We start from the raw sequence: 20,479 nt of genomic DNA, 5'->3' as shown, positions 1-20,479 counted from the left end.
CTACAATGTTATTATCAAAGGACAGACATATTGCGCATTTTGACCTGGATGCTTTTTTTGTATCGGTAGAAACCCTACGCAACCCGAAGTTTCGTGGCAAACCACTGCTGGTAGGGGGTGGCAGTGACCGCGGGGTTGTGGCCGCCTGTAGTTATGAGGCGCGTAAGTTTGGTATTCACAGTGCCATGCCTATGAAAATTGCCCGCAGGTTGTGCCCGGAAGCGATTGTTGTAAGAAGTGATATGGAAGCCTACAGCAAATATTCCCACCTGGTAACGGCTGTAATAAAAGATACGGTGCCCGTTTTTGAGAAAGCGAGCATCGATGAGTTTTATATTGATCTTACCGGAATGGATAAGTTTTTCGGGTGTTTGCAATTTACCGATCAGTTAAAGAAAAAGATCAATAAGGAAAGCGGGTTACCCATTTCCTGGGGGCTGGCTTCCAATAAACTCATCAGTAAGGTAGCCACCAACGAGGTAAAACCCAATGGACAGCTGGAAATACCCTTCGGGAACGAAAAGTCGTTTTTGGCGCCGCTCAGTGTTATAAAAATACCCGGCGTAGGCAAGGAAACCGGGTATAAGCTGTTAAAGATGGGAGTAGAAACGGTGAAGGTGTTAAGTGAGATCCCTATGGAGATGATGGAGAATTTATTGGGAAAATCGGGAATTGACCTATGGAGGAAGGCGAATGGAATCGATGAAACGCCGGTGGTACCTTATCATGAGCAGAAATCCATTTCTACAGAAAGCACTTTTCAAACGGACACCATCGATACCCATTTTTTGCATAGTCAGCTGGTGCGAATGACAGAAGAAATAGCTTTTCAGTTACGCCAGCAAAGCAAGCTGACCGGTTGCGTGACCGTGAAGGTGCGGTACTCGAATTTTGAAACTTTTACCAAACAAATTACTATACCCTATACCAATGCCGACCATGTTTTATTACAAACGGCTAAGGAGCTGTTCAATAAGTTATACGAGCGGCGATTACTCATCAGGTTATTGGGTATCCGGTTTACCCACCTCATTCCGGGGAATTACCAGATAAGTTTATTTGAGGATACCCAGGAAATGATCAAACTGTACCAGGCAATCGACAGTGTAAAAAAGCGATTCGGGGAAAAAACGCTTATCCGGGCCGTTGGGATAGGTGGTGTATAAACGAAAATAGCGGCTTTACTGCCTGTTTTTTAAGTGCAAATACCTATTGAAAACCAGAAAACAATTCATTTTTTGCCTTTCTGAAAAAATCTTTTGTCGAACTTTCTACTCCGGTGTATTAGTAATAAAGGGAATGTCTCAACTTTTTGAGTATGGCAGTCCTGATAAACCTAATTAACGATTCGTGACGCATGACGTTTTGAAAAAAATTGAAGTAACTATGAAAAAAGAACATCCTATCACTATCGCCGTTGTAGATGACAATGCCCTTGTTCGTGAAAGTGTAAAATTTCGCCTTAAATCATTGGGTTACACTGTAGTTGTGGAGGCAGAGAATGGGCAGCAGTTCCTTGATAAATTACATGAATGCCATACACCCGACATCTGTGTGCTTGATATTAATATGCCAGTAATGAATGGGTTGGAAACTACCGTTCATTTGAAAAAAGAATGGCCGGCTATGAAGATCATTTTCTTTTCCATGGAAGACAGCAGCATATATATTAACAAAGGAATACAATTGGGGGCCGACGGATTTATCGCAAAAGACGCACCCTTTGCAGATTTAAATAATATGTTATTGTCCCTGATAAGCCAGGTGCAAGTGGCCTAAAACTTGATTAGCTTTTAATAAAACACGCACATTCCATTAAACCAAATAACAAACAGCCCTCCCGATGCATCGGGAGGGCTTGTTTATTTTAGCCAGTTTCTAATTAATATCTTCCGTCTTTTTTATCCATAGACCTGCCCACACCATAGCCAACGCCGCCACCCAGCACACCACCTGCTGCGGCGCCTAAAGCCCGGTTCTTTTTAACTATTATAGCCCCTGCTGCTGCTCCTACACCCGCACCTATTGCTGTTCCTTTGGCCGCTTTACTCCAGCCTTTCTTTTTAGTTTTTTGGGCTACTGGTGCCGTGGTTGTTTTATTTACCGTATAGTGTTTGTGCACTACCACTGTTTGCGGAGTGGCAGGGGTTGTTTTTGTTTGCGTATTCTCCTGTTCTTGTTTCCATTCTTTAAACTCATTATACTCCGATTGAGAAATTGAATTGGGCGTTACAGGTACACTGCCTGATTCCAGTTTATTATCATTGTTCTTGCACGACGATATCAACATGGCTGCACTTACTACTACTGCTGCGGTTGTGTAAAATATCCGTTTCATAATCTGCGATTTTAAGGTTATCAATCAATACCCACTACCTACTTGAAAAAACGTGCCATAAAATCGACAAATGTTAAAGCTGGTGCCGGAAGGTGCTGTAGACCTTCATTTTCAATAAAGTAGCCCTCATTCACATTAACATAAAGAAAAACTAAGGCCTTGTGGCAGTGAGCTGTTAATGAATAGGGAAGTTTTGCGGTTTTTACTATTCTTTGCGAACCTTTCTGCTAAAAATGTTTTGCCCGGTAAGGCGGCCAATATCAATGGGTTGATTATTTAACTTAGGCCATTCCTGTTCGTTATACTTATTTACAGACCGTATTTTCACGGTTGTTGTTGAACGATAGTTAATTGTATGGTGCACGCTTCCGGGAACGTTTGCGTAAAAAAATCTCTTTTAATACCCTTGAAGTAATTCACTTCTTTTTAACTTTCCTATAGTTATTAATTACCCATTCCCCAGAATTTTTCTTCAATTACCCAGATGGTTTTTTATCCGGCCCAATTACCCGATTCCGTTATTGCTAATAGCGATCAATAGCTTATTGTTTTGCCGGAAACCCGGCTCTCTGCATGCTGAGCATATTATCCGCTAGGTAGCTTTTTCAAACTGTTTCACCCAAATGGTGTAGCCTTCTATAACATAGTTTTTAATAAAGACTATGCAGGACTCTTATTGCCTTTAACGATTGTCTTTTATACTTTAATTAAAGCTTGTTTTATGAAAAAAATGCTATTGCTATTATTTTCCTTATTCTCGGTTTATGTGGGTACCTATGCCCAGGATCTGTATGTTTCTCCTTCGGGGAGTGCAACCAATTCCGGCACTTCCATTTCAGCGCCAACTACCCTGGCAAACGCGATTGCTACTATTACGGCCGGTAGCACAATTTATATGCGGGGTGGTACTTATAATTTAACTGCCACCGTACTGATCGCCGAATCGAACAGTGGCACTTCATCTGCACAAAAGAATTTATTTGCCTATGGCAGTGAAGTACCTGTACTCAGTTTTGCCGGCATGGCCGTTGCTACCTCCAACCGGGGTATTATCCTGGACGGCAGCTACTGGCATTTAAAGGGGTTGATCATCGAAAGCGCCGGTGACAATGGGTTGCTGCTTTCCGGTGATAACAACACTATTGAAAGCTGTATTTTCAGAAAGAACGCCGACTCCGGTTTACAGCTAAGCAGGTATAACACCAATTACACTACCATTGCGCAATGGCCCAGTAATAACCTGATCCTGAATTGTGAAGCGTATGACAATAAGGATCCGGATAATGAAGATGCCGATGGTTTTGCCGCCAAACTTACCTGCGGCGCAGGAAACGTTTTCCGCAATTGTGTTTCACATAATAACATCGACGATGGTTGGGACCTTTACACAAAACCCGATACAGGCCCCATTGGGGCTATAACGCTGGATGGTTGTATTTCCCATGACAATGGTATCTTAACCGATGGGGCTACCTCAGGCAATGGCGACAAAAACGGCTTCAAACTGGGTGGCGAAGATATTTCGGTTAACCACATTGTTAGAAGATGTATTGCCTTCAACAACGGTAAACATGGTTTTACTTACAACAGAAACCTGGGCACTATTGAAGTGACCAATAATACCGGTTATAACAATACGGAGCGCAATTTCAATTTTGATGGAGGTACCAGTGTATTTAAAAACAACCTCTCCTTCCAGAGCGGTTCAAACGATCGCATTATTGGCACCGCCACCGCGCCCAATTCATTCCAGGGAGCTGCGGGTGGTTTTACGGTGACAGCGGCCGATTTTGTTACGTTAACACCGGGCCCCAATGCCAACCCTGCCTCCAATGGATTTTTAAATCTGGCTTCGGGCAGCGATCTTATTAACGCGGGTGTTACCTCAACCGGTATTACCTACAATGGCGGCGCACCTGACCTGGGTGCCATTGAATCGGGTAATACTTCCACTTCTTATTCGCTTACTACCAATGTATCGCCTGCTGCCGGTGGCACAGTTTCGCGCAATCCGAATGCTACTACTTATGCCCCGGGTACAGTGGTTACGCTTACTGCTACTGCCAGCAGTGGTTATACCTTCACCGGGTGGAGTGGTGATGCGTCGGGCTCATCTACCTCGGTAACGCTTACCATGAATGCCAATAAAACGGTTGCTGCCAACTTTACCAATGGAAGCGGTACCACCTATACCTTAACTACTACGGCCAGTCCCTCAGCCGGCGGTTCTATTACCCGCAGTCCGAATGCAACTTCCTATGCCGCGGGTACGGTGGTTACGTTAACAGCAACACCGGCATCGGGTTATGTATTCAGCAGCTGGAGCGGCGGCGCCAGCGGCAGCAGCAATACTACCACCGTTACCATGAATGCCAATACCAGTGTCACAGCTAACTTCACCACCAGTGGCGGTGGTACCGGCACTACTTTACGTATCGATGATAAATCAGGTACGGGTACCGGTTATTGCAGCGCCAACGGTTCACGCCAGAATACCTATACCGGAGCTGATGGCGGCTATTATATCAACCTGAGCAATTCGAGCGGACAGGGCATTACCTGGGCCGTAAGCGCGGGTGCAGCTGGTACGTATAACCTGGTTTGGCGCTATGCCAATGCAGGCTCACAAAGCGCTACAACGGCCAGGGTGCTGGTAAATGGCGTGCAGGTGAATGCGGCAGTTTCCTTCCCGAAAACAGCTGCCTGGACCACCTGGACCACCACTGCTCAAATTCCTGTTACCTTGGTTGCCGGTGCAAACAAGATCAGGCTGGAGACTACTGTGGCTGCTGAGTTCGCCAATATCGACTGGATAGAAATTACCGGAAACAATCCAACCGAAGCCTCTTGCAGTGCTGCTACCGGTAGCCGAATTGCTACGGAAAACGAAACCTCAACTATGATGGTAGAAGGAGCGCCGCTTGTTGTGCCCAATCCAACAACAGGTTTGTCGACTGTACGGTTTACGCTGGGCAGTCAGCAGAAAGTGATCATCAACCTGTTTTCAGCAGACGGCCGCCTGGTGTCTACGTTGGCAAACCGCACATTTGCGGCAGGTACCCATGCCGTTCCGGTTGACTATAAAGGATTGCAGAAAGGTGTATACTTTATTTCAATAAACTATAACGGTAAACAGAAACTACTTCAAAATATACTGACCAGATAAACAACCAACAGGGCTTTCTGTTCCGGCTCAACCGAGACGGAAAGCCCTTCCTTACTCTTAACTAATCAAATCAACTTGTATGAAAAGTAAAATATTTACACTGCTGTGTTTACTGATGACGGTTTTTTCGTTGTCGTATGCGCAGGACCAATGTGCACCCGTAGGCTGGTGTACACAAAATGGCGGTACTACAGGTGGTGGCAATGCGACACCCGTAACTGTTTCTAATATCAGTGACCTTACTTCATTGGCCAATGGTTCAGGTTCAAGGGTTATTTATGTGAGCGGAACCATGGGATCCGGTGTTGGCACCCGTGTACGCGTGGCTGCCAATACCACCATCATAGGTTTGCCCGGCGCCAAATTGGTTGGCGGGTTCGATGTAAAGGCCAGTAATGTGATCATCAGGAATATGACTGTACAGGGACCGGGTGCGGTGGATGTAGATGGCGTGGATTGCATAACCATCGACGGTTCTTCTACCAACAACGTATGGATTGACCATTGTGATATTTATGATGGGCAGGACGGGGATCTGGACATTACCAACGGCGCCAGTTATGTTACCATTTCCTGGACAAAATTCCATTATACCTCCGCTTCGCAAAACCACCAGTATTGTAATTTGATCGGTAATTCAGACAGCAAAACGTCTGACCGTGGCCGCCTCAAAGTTACTATGGTGTACAACTGGTGGACGACCGGTACCGTGGAGCGTATGCCCCGCGTTCGGTTTGGCCAGGTGCATGTGGTGAATAATTTGTTCGATAGTCCGCAAACCAATTATTGCGTACGGGCCGGTGTGGAAGCCGATATCCTGGTAGAGAGTAATTATTTTGATGGTGTGAACGACCCCATCGATCTGTATGAGAATAATTTTACCGCTGTAACCTCCCGGAACAATGTATATAACAGTACAACAGGTAATACCGCCGGCAGTGGTACTTCTTTTACGCCTGCTTATTCCATGAGTATTGCGCCTGCGGCCAATGTAAAAGCGCTGGTAAGTAATGCCACCTGTGGGGCAGGGGCCACCTTGCCATCGCCCACGCAATGCGGTTGCGGTACCAGCACTTCGTATGTGTTGACCACTTCGGCCAATCCTTCAGCAGGCGGTTCTGTCAGCCGCAGTCCGAACGCCAGCTCCTATTCTCCCGGCACGGTGGTTACTCTCACTGCGACCCCTGCATCGGGTTATACTTTCACCGGTTGGAGTGGTGGCGCCAGCGGTACCAATACTACAACCACTGTTACCATGAATTCCAATACCAGCGTTACGGCCAATTTTACCAACAGTACCGGTACTACCTATACGTTAACTACAACGGCTAACCCTTCGGCCGGTGGTGCTGTTACCCGCAGTCCGAATACCAGCACGTATGCACCAGGCACGGTGGTGACCATAACGGCTACGCCGGCATCGGGTTATGTATTCAGCAGCTGGAGCGGTGGTGCCAGCGGCAACAGTACTACAACTTCCGTTACCATGAATGCCAATACCAGTGTTACTGCCAACTTCACCACCAGTGGCGGTGGAACGGGCACAACCTTGCGCATCGATGATAAATCAGGTACAGGTACCGGTTATTGCAGTGCCAATGGTTCCCGCCAAAACACGTATACCGGGGCTGATGGCGGTTATTATATCAATCTGAGCAATTCGAGCGGACAGGGCATTACCTGGGCGGTAAGTGCGGGTGCTGCAGGTACCTACAATATTCGCTGGCGTTATGCCAATGCCGGGTCACAAAGCGCTACAACAGCCAGGGTGCTGGTAAATGGCGTGCAGGTGAATGCAGCAGTTTCCTTCCCGAAAACAGCTGCCTGGACCACCTGGACCACCACTGCTCAAATTCCGGTTACGCTGGTTGCCGGTGCAAACAAGATCAGGCTGGAAACTACTGTTGCTGCTGAGTTCGCCAATATAGACTGGATAGAAATTACCGGAACCAACCCAACAGAAGCGTCGTGCAGCGCGGCTACCGGTTCAAGAATGGAAACCGAAACGCCTATTACAGGCGTTAATCCTGCCAATGTGCAACCAATGGTGCTGCCCAATCCAACAACGGGTTTATCAACCCTGCGGTTTGGCGTTACCACCTTTGAAAAAGTGATGGTTAGTTTGTATACCACCGATGGCCGGTTAATAAAAACATTGGCCAATAAAACCTATACACCCGGTACCTATTCAATACCTGTAGATTATGCCGGCTTACAAAAAGGTGTTTATTTTATAATCATACATAACGGCAAAACAAAAACTGTTCTCCAGAATACTTTCGTACGTTAACTATAAGCCGGTAATAAAAAAGAGTCCCCCTGGTTTAACCGGGGGGACTCTTACAATTTTTAAAAAGATATAGGGTTAAGCTACAGTAGCTCCGGAAAATTCAAGTTGTTCAGCGGCAGTGAGCGGGAACAGGTACCAGCAAATGCCCAGTAAAAAGCAGGCATATTCTTCGTTGCTGTATTTGTTGGCCGACAGGGAAGCAAAGGAAGGCGCTTCTGCCATATCACAAACAGCCAACGGATTAGTTATCGTGTGTTCAAATATCACCAGTTGCGAATTGTTCTGCAAGGTGTAGTGATATTTTTTTCCTTCAATTTCTATGATCCCTGTACCATGAACCTTGTCAATAGCCAGTCTGCCAATTTCTACACCATATTCATTTTTCAATATGGTTTTGTTGTGCCATAATCCTGTTTTGTCGATAAAAAAAAGCCGATGGTTCTCTTCGCTACTAATACGTACTGATTGTTGGTCGAGGTTATACTTTATTACCAGTTTAGTATTGTCGCCTTCTGTTAATTGATATTTTCTAATATAAACAGACGGCTGGTTAACATACACCCATTTCATAATGCGACAATTAGCGGGTTAACAAATTATTAGGAATCTCCCGCCAAAAATAGACCTGTTCACTGTAAGGAAAATGCATTGTGGATTATTTATATCGCATTGTGGAAAAAACGAGCATGTTTTTGATAAATGTCAATCGTTTAGATGCCCACTACGTTAAACAATATTAACTCTGTATTACCTAATTGTTAACTGGTGTTTTGTGTTGTGAAATTCAGTATGCGTACAGTTCATCTATCAATTACATTTTTGTTACGGTGCCTGAACCGGAAATATGGGTAGTAACGGCAGGTGAGCCTTTAAACAAAATACTGCCGCTGCCTGAAATGGTGGCGTCTAATGTTTGGGTGGCAAACAATTGAATATTTCCCGATCCTTTTACGTTGGCGCGGGCATCTTTTACCATTAAACCCGATGCATTTATTAATCCGCTTCCGCTAATTTTAAGGTTGTTCGTATTGGCATTGCCACTGCTAACGGTTATGATACCTGAACCAGAGATCTCGCCATTGACCTCTGTAGTATTTACATTGTTAACCTTCAGGTTGCCTGAACCATTTACATGTAAACTCATGTTGGCAGGGGTAATAAGGTCAGGGATCTCCAGGTAACCAGATCCATCTACTGTGAACGATCGTACATCAGGACCATTTATCAATACGGTTATGCCATCATTACTGCGAACTTTGGTAATATCATGGCGGAAACGGATCTGCAGTTCATTATTGATAACAGCGGTTTCTATTTCATCAAGGATATTTTCCTGGGCCTGTAATTCTATTTTAAAAACAGAATCCTGTTTGAAATACAGTTCTGCCGGTATCTTAAGGTTCAGGCCGTCAAAGGTGGCGGTTTGCCTGCTTTCAACTACTACCGGTCCTTTTCCGGTGATCTTTTTACAGGAGAAAGAAACGATGAGCAATAGGATCACACAGAGCGCTAAATGGAAATTTTTCATGGTTGTAATGTTTATAATTGATAATTGTGTATTTACCATTCTACTTTATAGTTCAATACCGGGATCATCCCGTTCTGGTAATTGGTAACTGTTGTACCTTTTAACAGGTCGTATCGCTGGTTGTAAATGTTTTTCCGGTTTATTAGATTTTGAATATCGAGTGAAAGCGTACTGGTCAATCGCTGGCGGTTCCACTTAAGACTAATGCGGCAATCGGGGCGGAAGTAAGCCTGGTTTTGCAGGCTGAATGCTTCTTTCTCTTTATAGATGGTATACCCTTCCTGTTGTGATGCCGGCAGATCGATGGGCGTTGTGCGGTAACCACCGGCATAAATAACCTTGAAGTTTATGCCCAACACCTTGCGTTGACCCGATAAGGGAAACTCTTTTCCGGCCACCCCATTAAAAAGATAATTGCCATTGTAGCGGGTATTCCTTTCCACGCCGTCTGCTGCGGTGTATTTTGATTGAAAAAAGGAGCCATTCACTGTGTAGTAAAGATTGTTATCCAGGTATTTCTCCAGGGTTAATTCAATACCATAGTTCCTGCCTTTTCCATTATTGGTCAGGGGATCCGTAATAAATTCACTCTGAATATTGAGTGTGGAGAATGTTTTGTTGATATCAGCCGTAACCGGTACATCGAACAATTGCTGATAATACATTTCTGCTTTAGCTCTTAATTTATAGCCCACCAGCCGGCTATACGACAGTACAAAATGCTGCGCTTTGGTAAGGTCAATATATTGATTGGGCAGCTGGCCGTTGATGTCTTTTGCAAAGTATACACCCATACCCTGTAACTGACTGTGTAAACCATAACCAAATGCCAGAGAACTTTTGCTGTTGGGGTCCCATTTTACAGAAGCCCTTGGTTCGGCAGAGCCGGTATTGTTGTACAACAATGCCAGGTAATGCATGCCCACATTAAAGGTAAGGTTGTTGTAAGGTTTGTATTGCCATTGCACAAAGGCCTGAACGGTTTGGGTATTGCCGCTGGTATTGATGTTTTCGAGTAGCGGTGCATTGGGATTTTCCTTCGAAAGCTTGTAATATTTAAAGAAGATGAAATTCACGTAGGCACCTGCCCTCAGGGCATTGCTGGCATTGATCTTATGATTGAGGGTTGAAGAGACCAGGATCTTTTGGGTTACGTAATTGTCCTTGTAATTGTCTACAACGGTTTTACTGGACTCGGCATATTGCTCATTATAAGAGTTGGAGGTATAGGAATAGGCCAGTGCCGACTTCAGCGTGGTTTGATTGTCGATGGGAATAGTATGCGTGATGCCGGTAGCGCCGGTATTTGCTACGAACTTACCGGCGTACCGGTCATCCTGCATTTCCCATTTAGAACTATCGGTTTCGATGCTTTGTCTTTCGGAACTTAATCCGCCAAACCCGAACACCGTAAAAATTCCTTTGTTTTTTGTGGGGAGATATATGTTATACGAAAGGTCCTGAAAGTTGGTTGTGCCCTGCGACAGATCGAGTCCCATTTTGTTTAACAACGACAGGGTAGAGTACCGGTAGTTAACCAGGTAAGAACCTTTATGCGATGCAGACAAGGGGCCTTCGGCTGCAGCATTCAGACCCAGGAAACCTGCCTGCAGCGCATACTCATTTTTTTCATTATTGCCTTTCCTGAGTTTCAGATCAAATACACCACTTAACGCATTGCCATATTCAGCGGCAAACGCGCCGGTTATAAAATCACTGTTGGCCAGTAATTGAGAACTTAAAATAGAAATACCGCCACCACTGCCACCCGATTCACTGAAGTGGTTGGGGTTAGGAATATCAACCCCTTCCATGCGCCATAATAAACCGGTTGGTGAGTTCCCTCTTATCACGATATCGTTGCCGCCATCATCGGCACTGGCAACACCGGCAAAACCGGTAACCATGCGTAAGGGGTCATTTACTGCGGCCGCATATTTTTGTGTTTCTTCAACGGTGAAGGCGCGGGCACTTACCACACTCATATCATTGAGGGGCCGGTTCTTTTTACTGTTTGCGGTTATTACAACGGCTTTCTCGGCTCTTACCTTTGTTTCCATTGCAATGGTCAGCACTACTTCCTTGCCGGTATTCACTACAATATTACTGGCAATTGCATCGGTGTAATTGATGCAGGTGATCAACAGCGTATACGTGCCTGCTGCTACATTGGGTATTCTGAAATTACCCAGTGAATCGGCCACTACTTTTTTATCAGTACCGGTTATAACCACGGTGGCGCCTGCAATAGGTGTTTGTAGCAGTTGGTCTGTTACAGTGCCCCTGATGTTTTGCGTTAATTGCGCAAAGCTGGTTATATAATATAGCATACCTGCTGTAAGTGAGACGATTATTTTACTGTTGATCATGGTTGGTTACTTTTGTGCTAGTGTGACAGTTGGGTGAATAAATACCCCTATGCTTAATTGAAAAAAGGCAGTAGGCAGTAGGCAGTGGGCAGTAGGGGCAAAGTCATTTTCTGAAGTCTGAATAATCGCGAGCCTACTCACTACTCACTACTCACTACTCACTACTCACTACTCACTACTCACAGAAAACTAATTCCCGCTGTCCAGCCAATCCAGCCGGTTAGGTTGTCACGCCAAAGATTATAAGTATGATAATTATTACCGGGCACCATGAATTTATAGCCTTTAACAGCTTCCGGTTGATCGGAGTAATACACAGAGAAAGAAGGGCCGCCAAAAATGGCGAGGTTGTGTGTTAGTTTAAAATTAGCCAGTACCTGAAATTTGCTTAACAGGTTCAGGTAGTTCCAATTGCCAAGATACAGGTATTGAGTAGTGAGCTCAGGGTTTACGGTAAGCCATTTGGCAACATTTATTTCATGACCAAGGCCATAACCATACGAGAAAATTTTATCATCGCTGCCTGCATTAACACCTACCGTTAAGATGTTGTACAATTTTGCATTGCCCGATTTTATAGCAAGGTTGGCATTCAGCACTTCATTGGCGCTGACGGTTATTTTGTGATAACCTTTTCTTACAATGTTTAACAAACCAATGCTAAAGCCATCTGAGGTGTCGGCAATATTGATCAGGCCAAGTTGTAAGCCCCGCAGGTGTTTGCTGTAATTTACGATGCCGGCTATTTGAACACCATTGGTGAAGTTGGGGTTGATGTTGGCAATACCAGCCAGTTGCATACCTTTCACAGACTGCTGATTATAATTTACAATACCAGCTGTTTGAAACCCATTGAATTTTCCAGCCACGTGATTATAAATGCCGGCTACCTGCATGCCATTTACGTTCTTATTGGCGTAGTTAAGCAAGCCGCCAAACTGTGCGCCTGTTACATTGTTCCTGGCACCGTTGAAAAAGCCTGCCAGTTGTAATCCATTCACATCACCATTAACTACGTTGAACCAGCCTGCGGCCTGCATGCCTTTCAGGTTTCGTTTGTCGATATTGAACCAGCCGCCAAGCTCAAGACCATTCACGCTACCGGTGTAACCGCCCAATAAATTCAAAGAGAAATTACTGGTAGTGAACATGTCATTCTTACCCTGTGTGCTAATGTTGGGTATTACACCTGCACGTGCAGGCACTTTTATATTATAAGGATTGCTGGTTGATGATTGTGCAAACGCAACAGTTTTCCATATGATGCAGGCACAAAGGCATACTGCAATTTTCCCATTTATCATAGAAATATAATTTGCAGTATGACAACCCAACGAAGATGTTCCCCTATTCGGCTAACTAAAATTTGTGATTGTTAGAAGATGCTGATACCCGCGTTCCAGCCTATCCAGCCTTTTACGTTGTTGCTCCACAACTCAAATGTGTGGTAACCTGTTGGTGGAATAGGGTAGTTCCAGCCGGAATATGTTTTTGTCTGGTCGGAATACAACATGGTAAAGGAAGGACCACCAAAGACAGAGAAGTATTTTCCAAACTTAACATGAAATTGCAGATGTAATTTGTTCATCACATTGGTGCTGTTATAATTTCCCAGGTACAGGTATTGTGAAGTGAACTCCGGATTGATGCTGAACCATTTGCCGAGTGAAAACTCATGCCCCAAACCATACCCCAGGGAAAATACATTGGCAGAGTCTTCCGTTGTTTTTTTCTGATCGAAGCCCATTAACAGAATGCTGTAAAGCTTGCTGTTACCGGTTTTAAAAGCTGCGTTGAAGCGCATGCTTTCATTGGTAGAGAAAGTTATTTTATGATATCCTTTGAAGACGATGTTGATCAGCCCAAGGCTGTAGCCGTCTGAAGTATCGGCCACATTGATAAGCCCTAACTGGAAACCACGCAATTTTTTTGCGTAGTTGAACAGCCCTAATTGAGCACCATTTAATTCCCGCGTAGCTACGTTCCCAATGACCGACAACTGTACACCTGAAACCTGTTTATGGGCAAAGTTTATAATGTTGGTAGCCTGAACGCCCACCAGGGTGTCGTAACAAACATTATAAATATTACTCAATTGCACCCCAGTGAACTTGCGGTATACAAAGTTGGAAATATTGCTTGCCTGGAGGCCGGTAAATGAACCTGCAACGTGGTTATAAATGCTGCTTATCTGAACACCGGTTGCATTGCCTTTTGCAAAGTTGGCAATACCTGCAGCCTGCAGTCCTTTTACATCTTTACTTACATGGTTGTAGATGCCGGTTAGTTGAGCACCGGTTACATTGCCTTTCACGAAGTTGGCAATACCCGATGCCTGAACAATTTCAACATTGCCCAGCACATGGTTATGCATACCTGCCAGTTGTACGCCTTTAACAGAACCACCGGTAAAGTTTAATAATCCGGCAGCCTGCACGTACTTCACATCTGTTTTATTGATATTGAATGCGCCTGCTATTTCAACCCCGTTTACCCCGGCAGTATAACCACCCACTACGTTTACTGAAACGGTATTCACTACCTGGGCGCTTAATTTTCCATGCGTACTTAAACCCGGTGTCAATGAAACCTGGAAGGTACGGTCGGCCATGAATTTTTTCAGGTTGATACTCTGGATGTTTTGTTTGGCCGACAGCAAAAATTTACCCCAGTGTGATTTCTCCACGCGGTTGATCTCTTCTTTTGTTATGGATTGCGCCGTGAGTGTGTCGGTAGGTGGTTTAACCACAATGGTATCAGGCAATTCATCTTCAATAGGGCTGATGGTAACAACAGGTTCACTGGTTTCAAGCGGCGTCATTACGATGGTAACCTGTTGATCGAATTTAGGTTTTATAACAACGGTGGTATCTTCAAACAACTCGCGGCTTATAGTAAGGGAAGCCGTGCTGTACCTGCTTTTCAGTTTTATTTTGAAATAACCTTTATCATCCGACATGGTAGATACCAGTCGTTGTTTTTCATAAATGGTCACATTGCCTACTTTTTCGCCGGTTTCACTATTCATTACATAACCCGTAACGGTATATAATTTTTCAACACTGGGTGTAGGGCTGGTAATAACTACAGGTGGTGTTATGGGGGCTTTGCGTAATATGACGTAATTGTTGCTTTGCTGCCACTTGTATTGGCTGCCGCAAAACTGGTCAAGTACCTGTTTTATGGTTTTGTTATAGGCTGAAAAAGAGATCAGGCTATCGCGGGCAATAATGCTGCTGTTGTAGGAAAAATAAAAATCCCCTTTACTGCTGATCTGCTTTAATACCTCACTCAGGCGCTGGTTATTGGCATCGATAGTGATCCTTTTATCGAGCAGGTTTTGTGCTAATACATTGATGTTAAGACAAAGTAATCCAATTATCGTAGGAAGAACTCCCCGTAGCTTTACCATGGTTATTAATTCTGCATGCAGGTTAGCGTAGTATGATTTGTCCTTTTTCTTTTACTACAGAGATATTAAAAGTTGTGCTAAGGATATTTAGAATTTTGTCGAGCGGTTCATTATCAAAAGTAGTGGTAAGCGGCAGGTCGCGCAATGCCTCATTGCCAAAAATGATCTGTACTTCATAAGCTTCATTGAGCTTGTCGACCAGCTTCCATAACGGGGTATTTTCACAAACAAATTTCTTGCTGCGATAGTAGTTATATAGCTGATCGGTATTTGATTGTTTTTGCAAAATGGCTTCATTGCTGCCGGTGATTGCTTTTTGTCCTGGCCTCAATAGTATGGTTTGTTTTTCGGTAGCCACCTCAACCAGTCCTGTTTCAACAATTATTTCGGTGGTATCGCCCCGGCTTCTTACGTTGAAGGAGGTGCCAACCACTGTAATGGTTACGTTGTTGGTGTGTACTTCAAAAGGCTTTTTCTTATCGGGTTTCACTTTGAAGAAGGCTTCCCCGTTTAGTTGCAGTACTCTTTTATCGTTGCTGAACTTTTCCGGAAAAGATACCTGTGAGTGTTTGTTAAGGGTTACCAGGGAACCATCGGGCAGGGAATCGGATACAACCAGTTCATTGGTATGAATATTAGACATGGCAATCACTTTGCCCGGTTTGTTCTGGAACAGAAAAAAGGTAAGGGCCGCAATGCCTATTACCAATCCGGTGATCACTGCTGCCCGCAGCAGGGGGCTGTTCATGGGCCAGACTTTCGCCCCGGGTGTTTCGAACGATCCTGTTTGCACCCGGTTTTGAAATCGTTGCCAGGCAGCCTGTTCATCAACGTGTGCAGTATCGGCCAGTTGCACGCTTTCTTCCCATATCAGTCTGAAGTGTTCGAAGTAATGCCGGTTTGCCTCATCGTCGGCCAGCCACTTTTCCACCGCCAGCACTTCTGCCGAAGTAGCTTCACCGGTAAGGTGCTTTACCAGCAGATCATCCATATTTTGTGTATAGCTTTTCAATAAGGTAATTTTATTTTGTTGACATATGTATTACATGTATAGTAATGCCAATAAGAAAATTGGTAAATAATCAATCAGTTTTACGCGTAACTGTTTCAGGGCTTTACCCATTTGGTTCTCCACCGTTTTTATTGAAATGCCTAACTGGTCGGCAATTTCCTGGTATTTGAGCCCTTCAAAGCGGCTTAACTGGAAAATGGTGCGGCATTGCTGGGGCAGGGCATTCATGGCTTGCCGCAATTTTTCTTCCAGCTCCTTCACCAGTATTTTCCTGGAGGCACTTTGGTCGTTATGGTTATTTGATTGATGCATAACATGCACTTGATACCGGGCCTTTATTTTCTGATGTTTCAGATAGTTGAGGCTTTCGTGGTATACGGCTTTGTACAAATAGGCTTTTAGCGATGTTTGAATATTGTCGGGTACCTTCTTCTCCCATATTTTGTAAAAAACATTTTGAACGGTTTCCTCGGCAATGGCTTCATTCTTCAGAATAGTGAAAGCATAGGCGTACAAGCTTTTAAAGTGCTCTTTAAAAAGTTGTTCAAATTCCTTCTCGCTGTCGACCGACAGCGGCTTAATGGTGGTAGTATTTGGGATGGCCACTTTAATGCGTTGATAATCCGCTCCAAATATAAATGCTTCCAATAAAGTTTTAACAAAAGGGACAACTGAAAATAATTGTACCCCTACGAATCTTTAAAATTTTGTTATACCTGTAGCTTAAATTATATATGTTAAAGGTAGCATGTGTTACCCACGACCGTATTCTTTCATGCGTTTTTGTGGAAAAAACAAGCCCCGGACGCTTGTTTTAACCTTTTTTTGGTATTATTATTGAACCCTGAATCACTTGCTGTTTACGAGCTAACAGCTGTTCATAAAAAAACAGGCCAGATTTAATTTTCTCTATGCACAATATGGAATGTATTAAGTAAGTTTTTTATGAGTAGTGATACAAGTGATCAGCCAATAATAACCCCCACACCGTAGTAGTACTATTTAATCCAACAGTCCCTCTGAAGCCATCTTGTCGTTTCGAAAGCTAAACGTGTACCTAAAACTTTTTTTATGTTGGGATACCTGCTCGTTTCCATGTACGAGTTAAAGCAGTTTCTGCAGATTGTTCTGTGGATCGCTATTCCGGGGACTGTTATTGCATTCCTGGTTACTACTTTCTTTCACTATAAACGTAAAAAACGAAGCGCTGAGGGAGCCGAACCTGCCTATATGGAAGGGGGTGGCTTTCATACAGTAGTAGCTGCTGATCCTAATGGCGGTAATAGCCAGATGCCTGACTGGCTGGCAAGTGGTACCAATCCCGATAATCAGCCCCTCATTAAGAAATACGAGCAGGAAGTACGCCGGTACCGCGAAAACTATGCAACCCTTGAGCAGGACTTCCGCGAACTGGAAGGAAAATACTCCGATCTGCTCAATAAAGCTTACAGCACCGAAAAGCAGAATGATGATGCCAATGCACGTTTGTTATTGGAGATCAATGGTTATAAGTTAAAGGTAACGCAACTGCAACAGGCATTGGAAAACGCGCAAACCAATGCCAAACTCATAGACGGCGAACAACAGATCCCGGAGGCATTGGCACAAAGTCAGGCCCAGGTACAACAGTTACAGGAATCGGTTAGGCAGCTGCAGGATAAACTGCGTGCGCAGCAGGAATTGAAGGAAAAAAGTGCCGCCGAGGTTACCCGTTTAGAGAACCTGATGAAGAACATGGAATATTCATCCAAGTCGGCACAATCGGAAACAGCCGAAATGCAGCGTTATTTCGCCAAACAGGTGGATGAACTGGGTGTACAATACAAAAGCGAAAAAGCTGACCTGTCTATGCAATTACAGCAATTGCAAAAGACCATTCAACAATTGAAAGACGAGAATGTAACCCTGCAACAACAGGTACAAACAAGCGGCGAACAAAAACAGGGTAGTTACGAACAACAGATAAAAGAACTGCAGGGACTGCTTACACAGGCTGAAGAAGAAAAGACCACCTTAAAAACAAAGATCACCGATCAAACATACCTGCAGGATGTATTGCAGGAGAAGAAACTGCAGATCGAATTCCTGCAAAACCAGCTGGAGCAGCGCATAAAAACCTTCCGGGAAATAGAAAAAGAGGCTGCCGACAAAACTGTGCAGGTGCAACAAACCCAAACCCAGAAGGAAAATTACGAGCGAGAGATCCATGCTATGAAAGAAGAATTGCATCAGCAGCGCGAAGAGGTTGCTGCCTGGCAACAGGCTGTTGAACGCAGCCGGGATGAGAACCGCCAGCACCAGGAAAGCCTCCGTTCAAAAACCGGTCATATTGAGAACCTGGAGCGTAACCTGCACGAAGTGCAACAACAACAGGCAGTATTGCAACTGGTGCTTGACGATAAACAGAATATGATCACCTCGCTGCAGGAATCATTAAACCGCGAACAACAAAAAACAAAGGACCTCGAAGGAAAACTGATCACCAATAACCAGTTGTTATCCAAGATCTATGGTGATCTGTCGAAGTCATTGAGCAATCCGCCGGCTGCCCAGCAAAACGGTATCAAAGTAAACGGCGGTGGCAATAATGGCACCAATGGCCATACGATCAACGGAAATGGATTTAACCTGGCCGGGCAGCATTAACTACCAACGTCACCCCCAGCCCCCTAAAGGGGGCGTATAAAACCTGATTAAGGCTTCAATTATATAGGACTTGTAATTTTTTTACTGTCAAATCTGAACTAATTGCTTATGTTTCCAGTCCTCCGCTTTGCGGAGGACTTTTTTTGCCTCACCCGCCGAAGCGGGCGGTGTTTTAAGATCCCCTCCTGGGAGGGGTTAGGGGTGGGTTTGTATTCACGATTGCTGAAAAACTTGTCCCCATCTTTAAGCACATTAAGCACATTATCACATAAGCAAATTAGCACATTGACCGTTTTCGTACCTTGCGCCCATGGAGCAATACCTGGCACTTTTAAAGCATATCAAGGAAACCGGTGTTTATAAATCAGACCGTACCGGTACGGGCACTACCAGTTGTTTTGGATACCAGATGCGTTTTGATCTGCAGCAGGGTTTTCCGCTGGTGACCACCAAAAAATTGCATCTTAAAAGCATTATTCACGAATTATTATGGTTCCTGAAAGGGGAAACCAATATCAAATACCTGAAAGATAACGGGGTTAGTATCTGGGACGAATGGGCCAATGAACAGGGCGAATTAGGACCTGTTTATGGCAAACAGTGGCGCAGCTGGTCGGCAGGCGAGGGCGCCCAAACCATTGACCAGATCACCGACGTGATCCGTCAGATAAAAACCAATCCCGACAGCCGCCGCCTTATCGTAAGCGCCTGGAATGTGGCCGAATTGCCCGAAATGGCGCTGATGCCCTGTCATGTACTGTTTCAATTTTATGTAACTCCTCCCTCTCCACTGGAGGGGGCAGGGGGGAGGCCCAAGCCCCGGTTGTCGTGCCAGCTGTATCAGCGGTCGGCCGATGTGTTTTTAGGTGTTCCTTTCAATATTGCCTCTTACGCTTTATTAACCCTGATGATTGCCCAGGTATGTGACCTGGAACCGGGTGAATTCATTCATACGTTTGGTGATGTACATATTTACAGCAATCATATGGACCAGGTAAACCTGCAGTTGACCCGCACGCCCTATCCGTTGCCTACTATGCAACTGAACCCGGCAGTGAAGAACATTTTTGATTTCAAATTCGAAGATTTCACCCTGCTTAATTACCAGAGCCATCCGGCTATTAAAGCACCGGTAGCGGTTTAGAAAAGGTGCAGGCCTTCTCATTTCTTATTTAAAATTTATAACTTTTAATTCCATGATCTTAAGCCAGGTGGTCGCAGCAGCCGATAATAACGCAATAGGAAAGAACAACCAGTTACTATGGTCGTTGCCGAATGATACCAAGTTTTTTAAAAATACCACCTGGGGTATGCCGGTGATCATGGGTAGAAAAACCTTTGAATCGCTTGGCAGGCCATTGACCGGCAGAACCAATATTGTAATTACCCGTCAAACAGACTGGCAGCCGGATGGCGCTTTTGTGGTACATGACCTGAAGGGGGCCATGGATGTGGCTGCCAAAACAGACGCCAAAGAAGCCTTCATTATTGGTGGCGGTGAAATTTATAAGCAAACCCTGCCGCTCACCCAACGCGTTTATTTAACCCGCGTTCACACTACCATCGATGCCGATGCCTACTTCCCTGAAATGAATTTTGCCGATTGGAACCTGCTTTCCCAACTCGATTTTTCCGCCGATGAAAAACACGCCTATGCATATAGCTTTCAGGTGTGGGAACGAAAGGAAGGGTAATTTCTAATTCTTAATTTTTGATTT

Annotated in this window: 15 protein-coding genes; 7 read left to right on the top strand and 8 right to left on the bottom strand. The window is 44.6% G+C overall.

What is annotated here, in order from left to right; all coding sequences use genetic code 11:
• Positions 1 to 5 precede the first annotated feature (5 nt).
• Positions 6 to 1,166, top strand: a complete 1,161-nt coding sequence (gene dinB, locus BMX95_RS30715) for a DNA polymerase IV (RefSeq protein ID WP_081198399.1) — start codon at positions 6 to 8, stop codon at positions 1,164 to 1,166.
• Between the two features lie 220 nt (positions 1,167 to 1,386).
• The gene (locus tag BMX95_RS30710; protein WP_081198400.1) at positions 1,387 to 1,779 is read left to right on the top strand and encodes a response regulator; all 393 of its coding nucleotides are present in this window, start codon (positions 1,387 to 1,389) and stop codon (positions 1,777 to 1,779) included.
• A 103-nt stretch (positions 1,780 to 1,882) separates the two neighbouring features.
• Here BMX95_RS30710 and BMX95_RS34735 read toward each other — a convergent pair whose 3' ends face one another.
• The gene (locus BMX95_RS34735) at positions 1,883 to 2,338 is read right to left on the bottom strand and encodes a glycine zipper 2TM domain-containing protein (protein WP_207631522.1); all 456 of its coding nucleotides are present in this window, start codon (positions 2,336 to 2,338) and stop codon (positions 1,883 to 1,885) included.
• A 721-nt stretch (positions 2,339 to 3,059) separates the two neighbouring features.
• On the opposite strand from BMX95_RS34735, the gene BMX95_RS30700 reads away from it, so the two are divergent.
• A complete protein-coding gene (locus BMX95_RS30700; protein WP_081198401.1) occupies positions 3,060 to 5,504 on the top strand; it encodes an InlB B-repeat-containing protein in 2,445 nt (814 codons plus the stop codon).
• Positions 5,505 to 5,583: 79 nt separating this feature from the next.
• Positions 5,584 to 7,794: a pectate lyase family protein gene (locus BMX95_RS30695; protein ID WP_081198402.1), complete on the top strand. Its 2,211-nt coding sequence runs from the start codon at positions 5,584 to 5,586 to the stop codon at positions 7,792 to 7,794.
• A gap of 75 nt (positions 7,795 to 7,869) precedes the next feature.
• On the opposite strand, the gene BMX95_RS30690 is transcribed toward BMX95_RS30695, so the two are convergent.
• The 7 genes from BMX95_RS30690 to BMX95_RS30660 all read right to left on the bottom strand — a co-directional run bounded on the left by BMX95_RS30690 (position 7,870) and on the right by BMX95_RS30660 (position 16,763).
• Positions 7,870 to 8,364: a hypothetical protein gene (locus tag BMX95_RS30690; protein WP_081198403.1), complete on the bottom strand. Its 495-nt coding sequence runs from the start codon at positions 8,362 to 8,364 to the stop codon at positions 7,870 to 7,872.
• A 241-nt stretch (positions 8,365 to 8,605) separates the two neighbouring features.
• Complete coding sequence (locus tag BMX95_RS30685) at positions 8,606 to 9,322, bottom strand: head GIN domain-containing protein (RefSeq protein WP_165758843.1); 717 nt, start codon at positions 9,320 to 9,322, stop codon at positions 8,606 to 8,608.
• A 32-nt stretch (positions 9,323 to 9,354) separates the two neighbouring features.
• Positions 9,355 to 11,691 (bottom strand): TonB-dependent receptor, encoded by a 2,337-nt coding sequence (locus BMX95_RS30680; protein ID WP_081198405.1) that lies wholly within the window; start codon positions 11,689 to 11,691, stop codon positions 9,355 to 9,357.
• A 179-nt stretch (positions 11,692 to 11,870) separates the two neighbouring features.
• A complete protein-coding gene (locus tag BMX95_RS30675) occupies positions 11,871 to 12,995 on the bottom strand; it encodes an LA_2272 family surface repeat-containing protein (protein WP_081198406.1) in 1,125 nt (374 codons plus the stop codon).
• 71 nt (positions 12,996 to 13,066) lie between these two features.
• Positions 13,067 to 15,103, bottom strand: coding sequence for an LA_2272 family surface repeat-containing protein (locus tag BMX95_RS30670; RefSeq protein WP_081198407.1), 2,037 nt, complete (start codon positions 15,101 to 15,103; stop codon positions 13,067 to 13,069).
• A gap of 22 nt (positions 15,104 to 15,125) precedes the next feature.
• The gene (locus tag BMX95_RS30665) at positions 15,126 to 16,115 is read right to left on the bottom strand and encodes a FecR domain-containing protein (RefSeq protein WP_133053873.1); all 990 of its coding nucleotides are present in this window, start codon (positions 16,113 to 16,115) and stop codon (positions 15,126 to 15,128) included.
• A 30-nt stretch (positions 16,116 to 16,145) separates the two neighbouring features.
• A complete protein-coding gene (locus tag BMX95_RS30660) occupies positions 16,146 to 16,763 on the bottom strand; it encodes an RNA polymerase sigma-70 factor (protein ID WP_081198409.1) in 618 nt (205 codons plus the stop codon).
• Between the two features lie 423 nt (positions 16,764 to 17,186).
• Between BMX95_RS30660 and BMX95_RS30655 the strand changes: the two genes are divergently transcribed.
• The 3 genes from BMX95_RS30655 to BMX95_RS30645 all read left to right on the top strand — a co-directional run bounded on the left by BMX95_RS30655 (position 17,187) and on the right by BMX95_RS30645 (position 20,455).
• Positions 17,187 to 18,761, top strand: a complete 1,575-nt coding sequence (locus BMX95_RS30655) for a coiled-coil domain-containing protein (RefSeq protein ID WP_081198410.1) — start codon at positions 17,187 to 17,189, stop codon at positions 18,759 to 18,761.
• 310 nt (positions 18,762 to 19,071) lie between these two features.
• Positions 19,072 to 19,905: a thymidylate synthase gene (locus BMX95_RS30650; RefSeq protein WP_081198411.1), complete on the top strand. Its 834-nt coding sequence runs from the start codon at positions 19,072 to 19,074 to the stop codon at positions 19,903 to 19,905.
• 52 nt (positions 19,906 to 19,957) lie between these two features.
• Entirely contained in the window at positions 19,958 to 20,455 is a 498-nt protein-coding gene (locus tag BMX95_RS30645) for a dihydrofolate reductase (protein WP_081198412.1), read from the top strand.
• Positions 20,456 to 20,479: the final 24 nt, after the last annotated feature.

This window comes from Niastella yeongjuensis (assembly GCF_900110245.1).
Lineage (GTDB): Bacteria > Bacteroidota > Bacteroidia > Chitinophagales > Chitinophagaceae > Niastella > Niastella yeongjuensis.
Note: the sequence above shows the minus strand (reverse complement) of the source record. Positions and strands in the feature narration are given on the sequence as shown.

What these genes read in the sequence shown, in the direction of transcription:
- BMX95_RS30700 (WP_081198401.1), top strand. Translation starts at nt 3,060, where the DNA reads ATGAAAAAAATGCTATTGCTATTATTTTCCTTATTCTCGGTTTATGTG.
- BMX95_RS30710 (WP_081198400.1), top strand. Translation starts at nt 1,387, where the DNA reads ATGAAAAAAGAACATCCTATCACTATCGCCGTTGTAGATGACAATGCC.
- BMX95_RS30645 (WP_081198412.1), top strand. Translation starts at nt 19,958, where the DNA reads ATGATCTTAAGCCAGGTGGTCGCAGCAGCCGATAATAACGCAATAGGA.
- BMX95_RS30690 (WP_081198403.1), bottom strand. Translation starts at nt 8,364, where the DNA reads ATGAAATGGGTGTATGTTAACCAGCCGTCTGTTTATATTAGAAAATAT.
- BMX95_RS30675 (WP_081198406.1), bottom strand. Translation starts at nt 12,995, where the DNA reads ATGATAAATGGGAAAATTGCAGTATGCCTTTGTGCCTGCATCATATGG.
- dinB (WP_081198399.1), top strand. Translation starts at nt 6, where the DNA reads ATGTTATTATCAAAGGACAGACATATTGCGCATTTTGACCTGGATGCT.
- BMX95_RS30655 (WP_081198410.1), top strand. Translation starts at nt 17,187, where the DNA reads ATGTTGGGATACCTGCTCGTTTCCATGTACGAGTTAAAGCAGTTTCTG.
- BMX95_RS30650 (WP_081198411.1), top strand. Translation starts at nt 19,072, where the DNA reads ATGGAGCAATACCTGGCACTTTTAAAGCATATCAAGGAAACCGGTGTT.
- BMX95_RS30670 (WP_081198407.1), bottom strand. Translation starts at nt 15,103, where the DNA reads ATGGTAAAGCTACGGGGAGTTCTTCCTACGATAATTGGATTACTTTGT.
- BMX95_RS30685 (WP_165758843.1), bottom strand. Translation starts at nt 9,322, where the DNA reads ATGAAAAATTTCCATTTAGCGCTCTGTGTGATCCTATTGCTCATCGTT.
- BMX95_RS34735 (WP_207631522.1), bottom strand. Translation starts at nt 2,338, where the DNA reads ATGAAACGGATATTTTACACAACCGCAGCAGTAGTAGTAAGTGCAGCC.
- BMX95_RS30695 (WP_081198402.1), top strand. Translation starts at nt 5,584, where the DNA reads ATGAAAAGTAAAATATTTACACTGCTGTGTTTACTGATGACGGTTTTT.
- BMX95_RS30680 (WP_081198405.1), bottom strand. Translation starts at nt 11,691, where the DNA reads ATGATCAACAGTAAAATAATCGTCTCACTTACAGCAGGTATGCTATAT.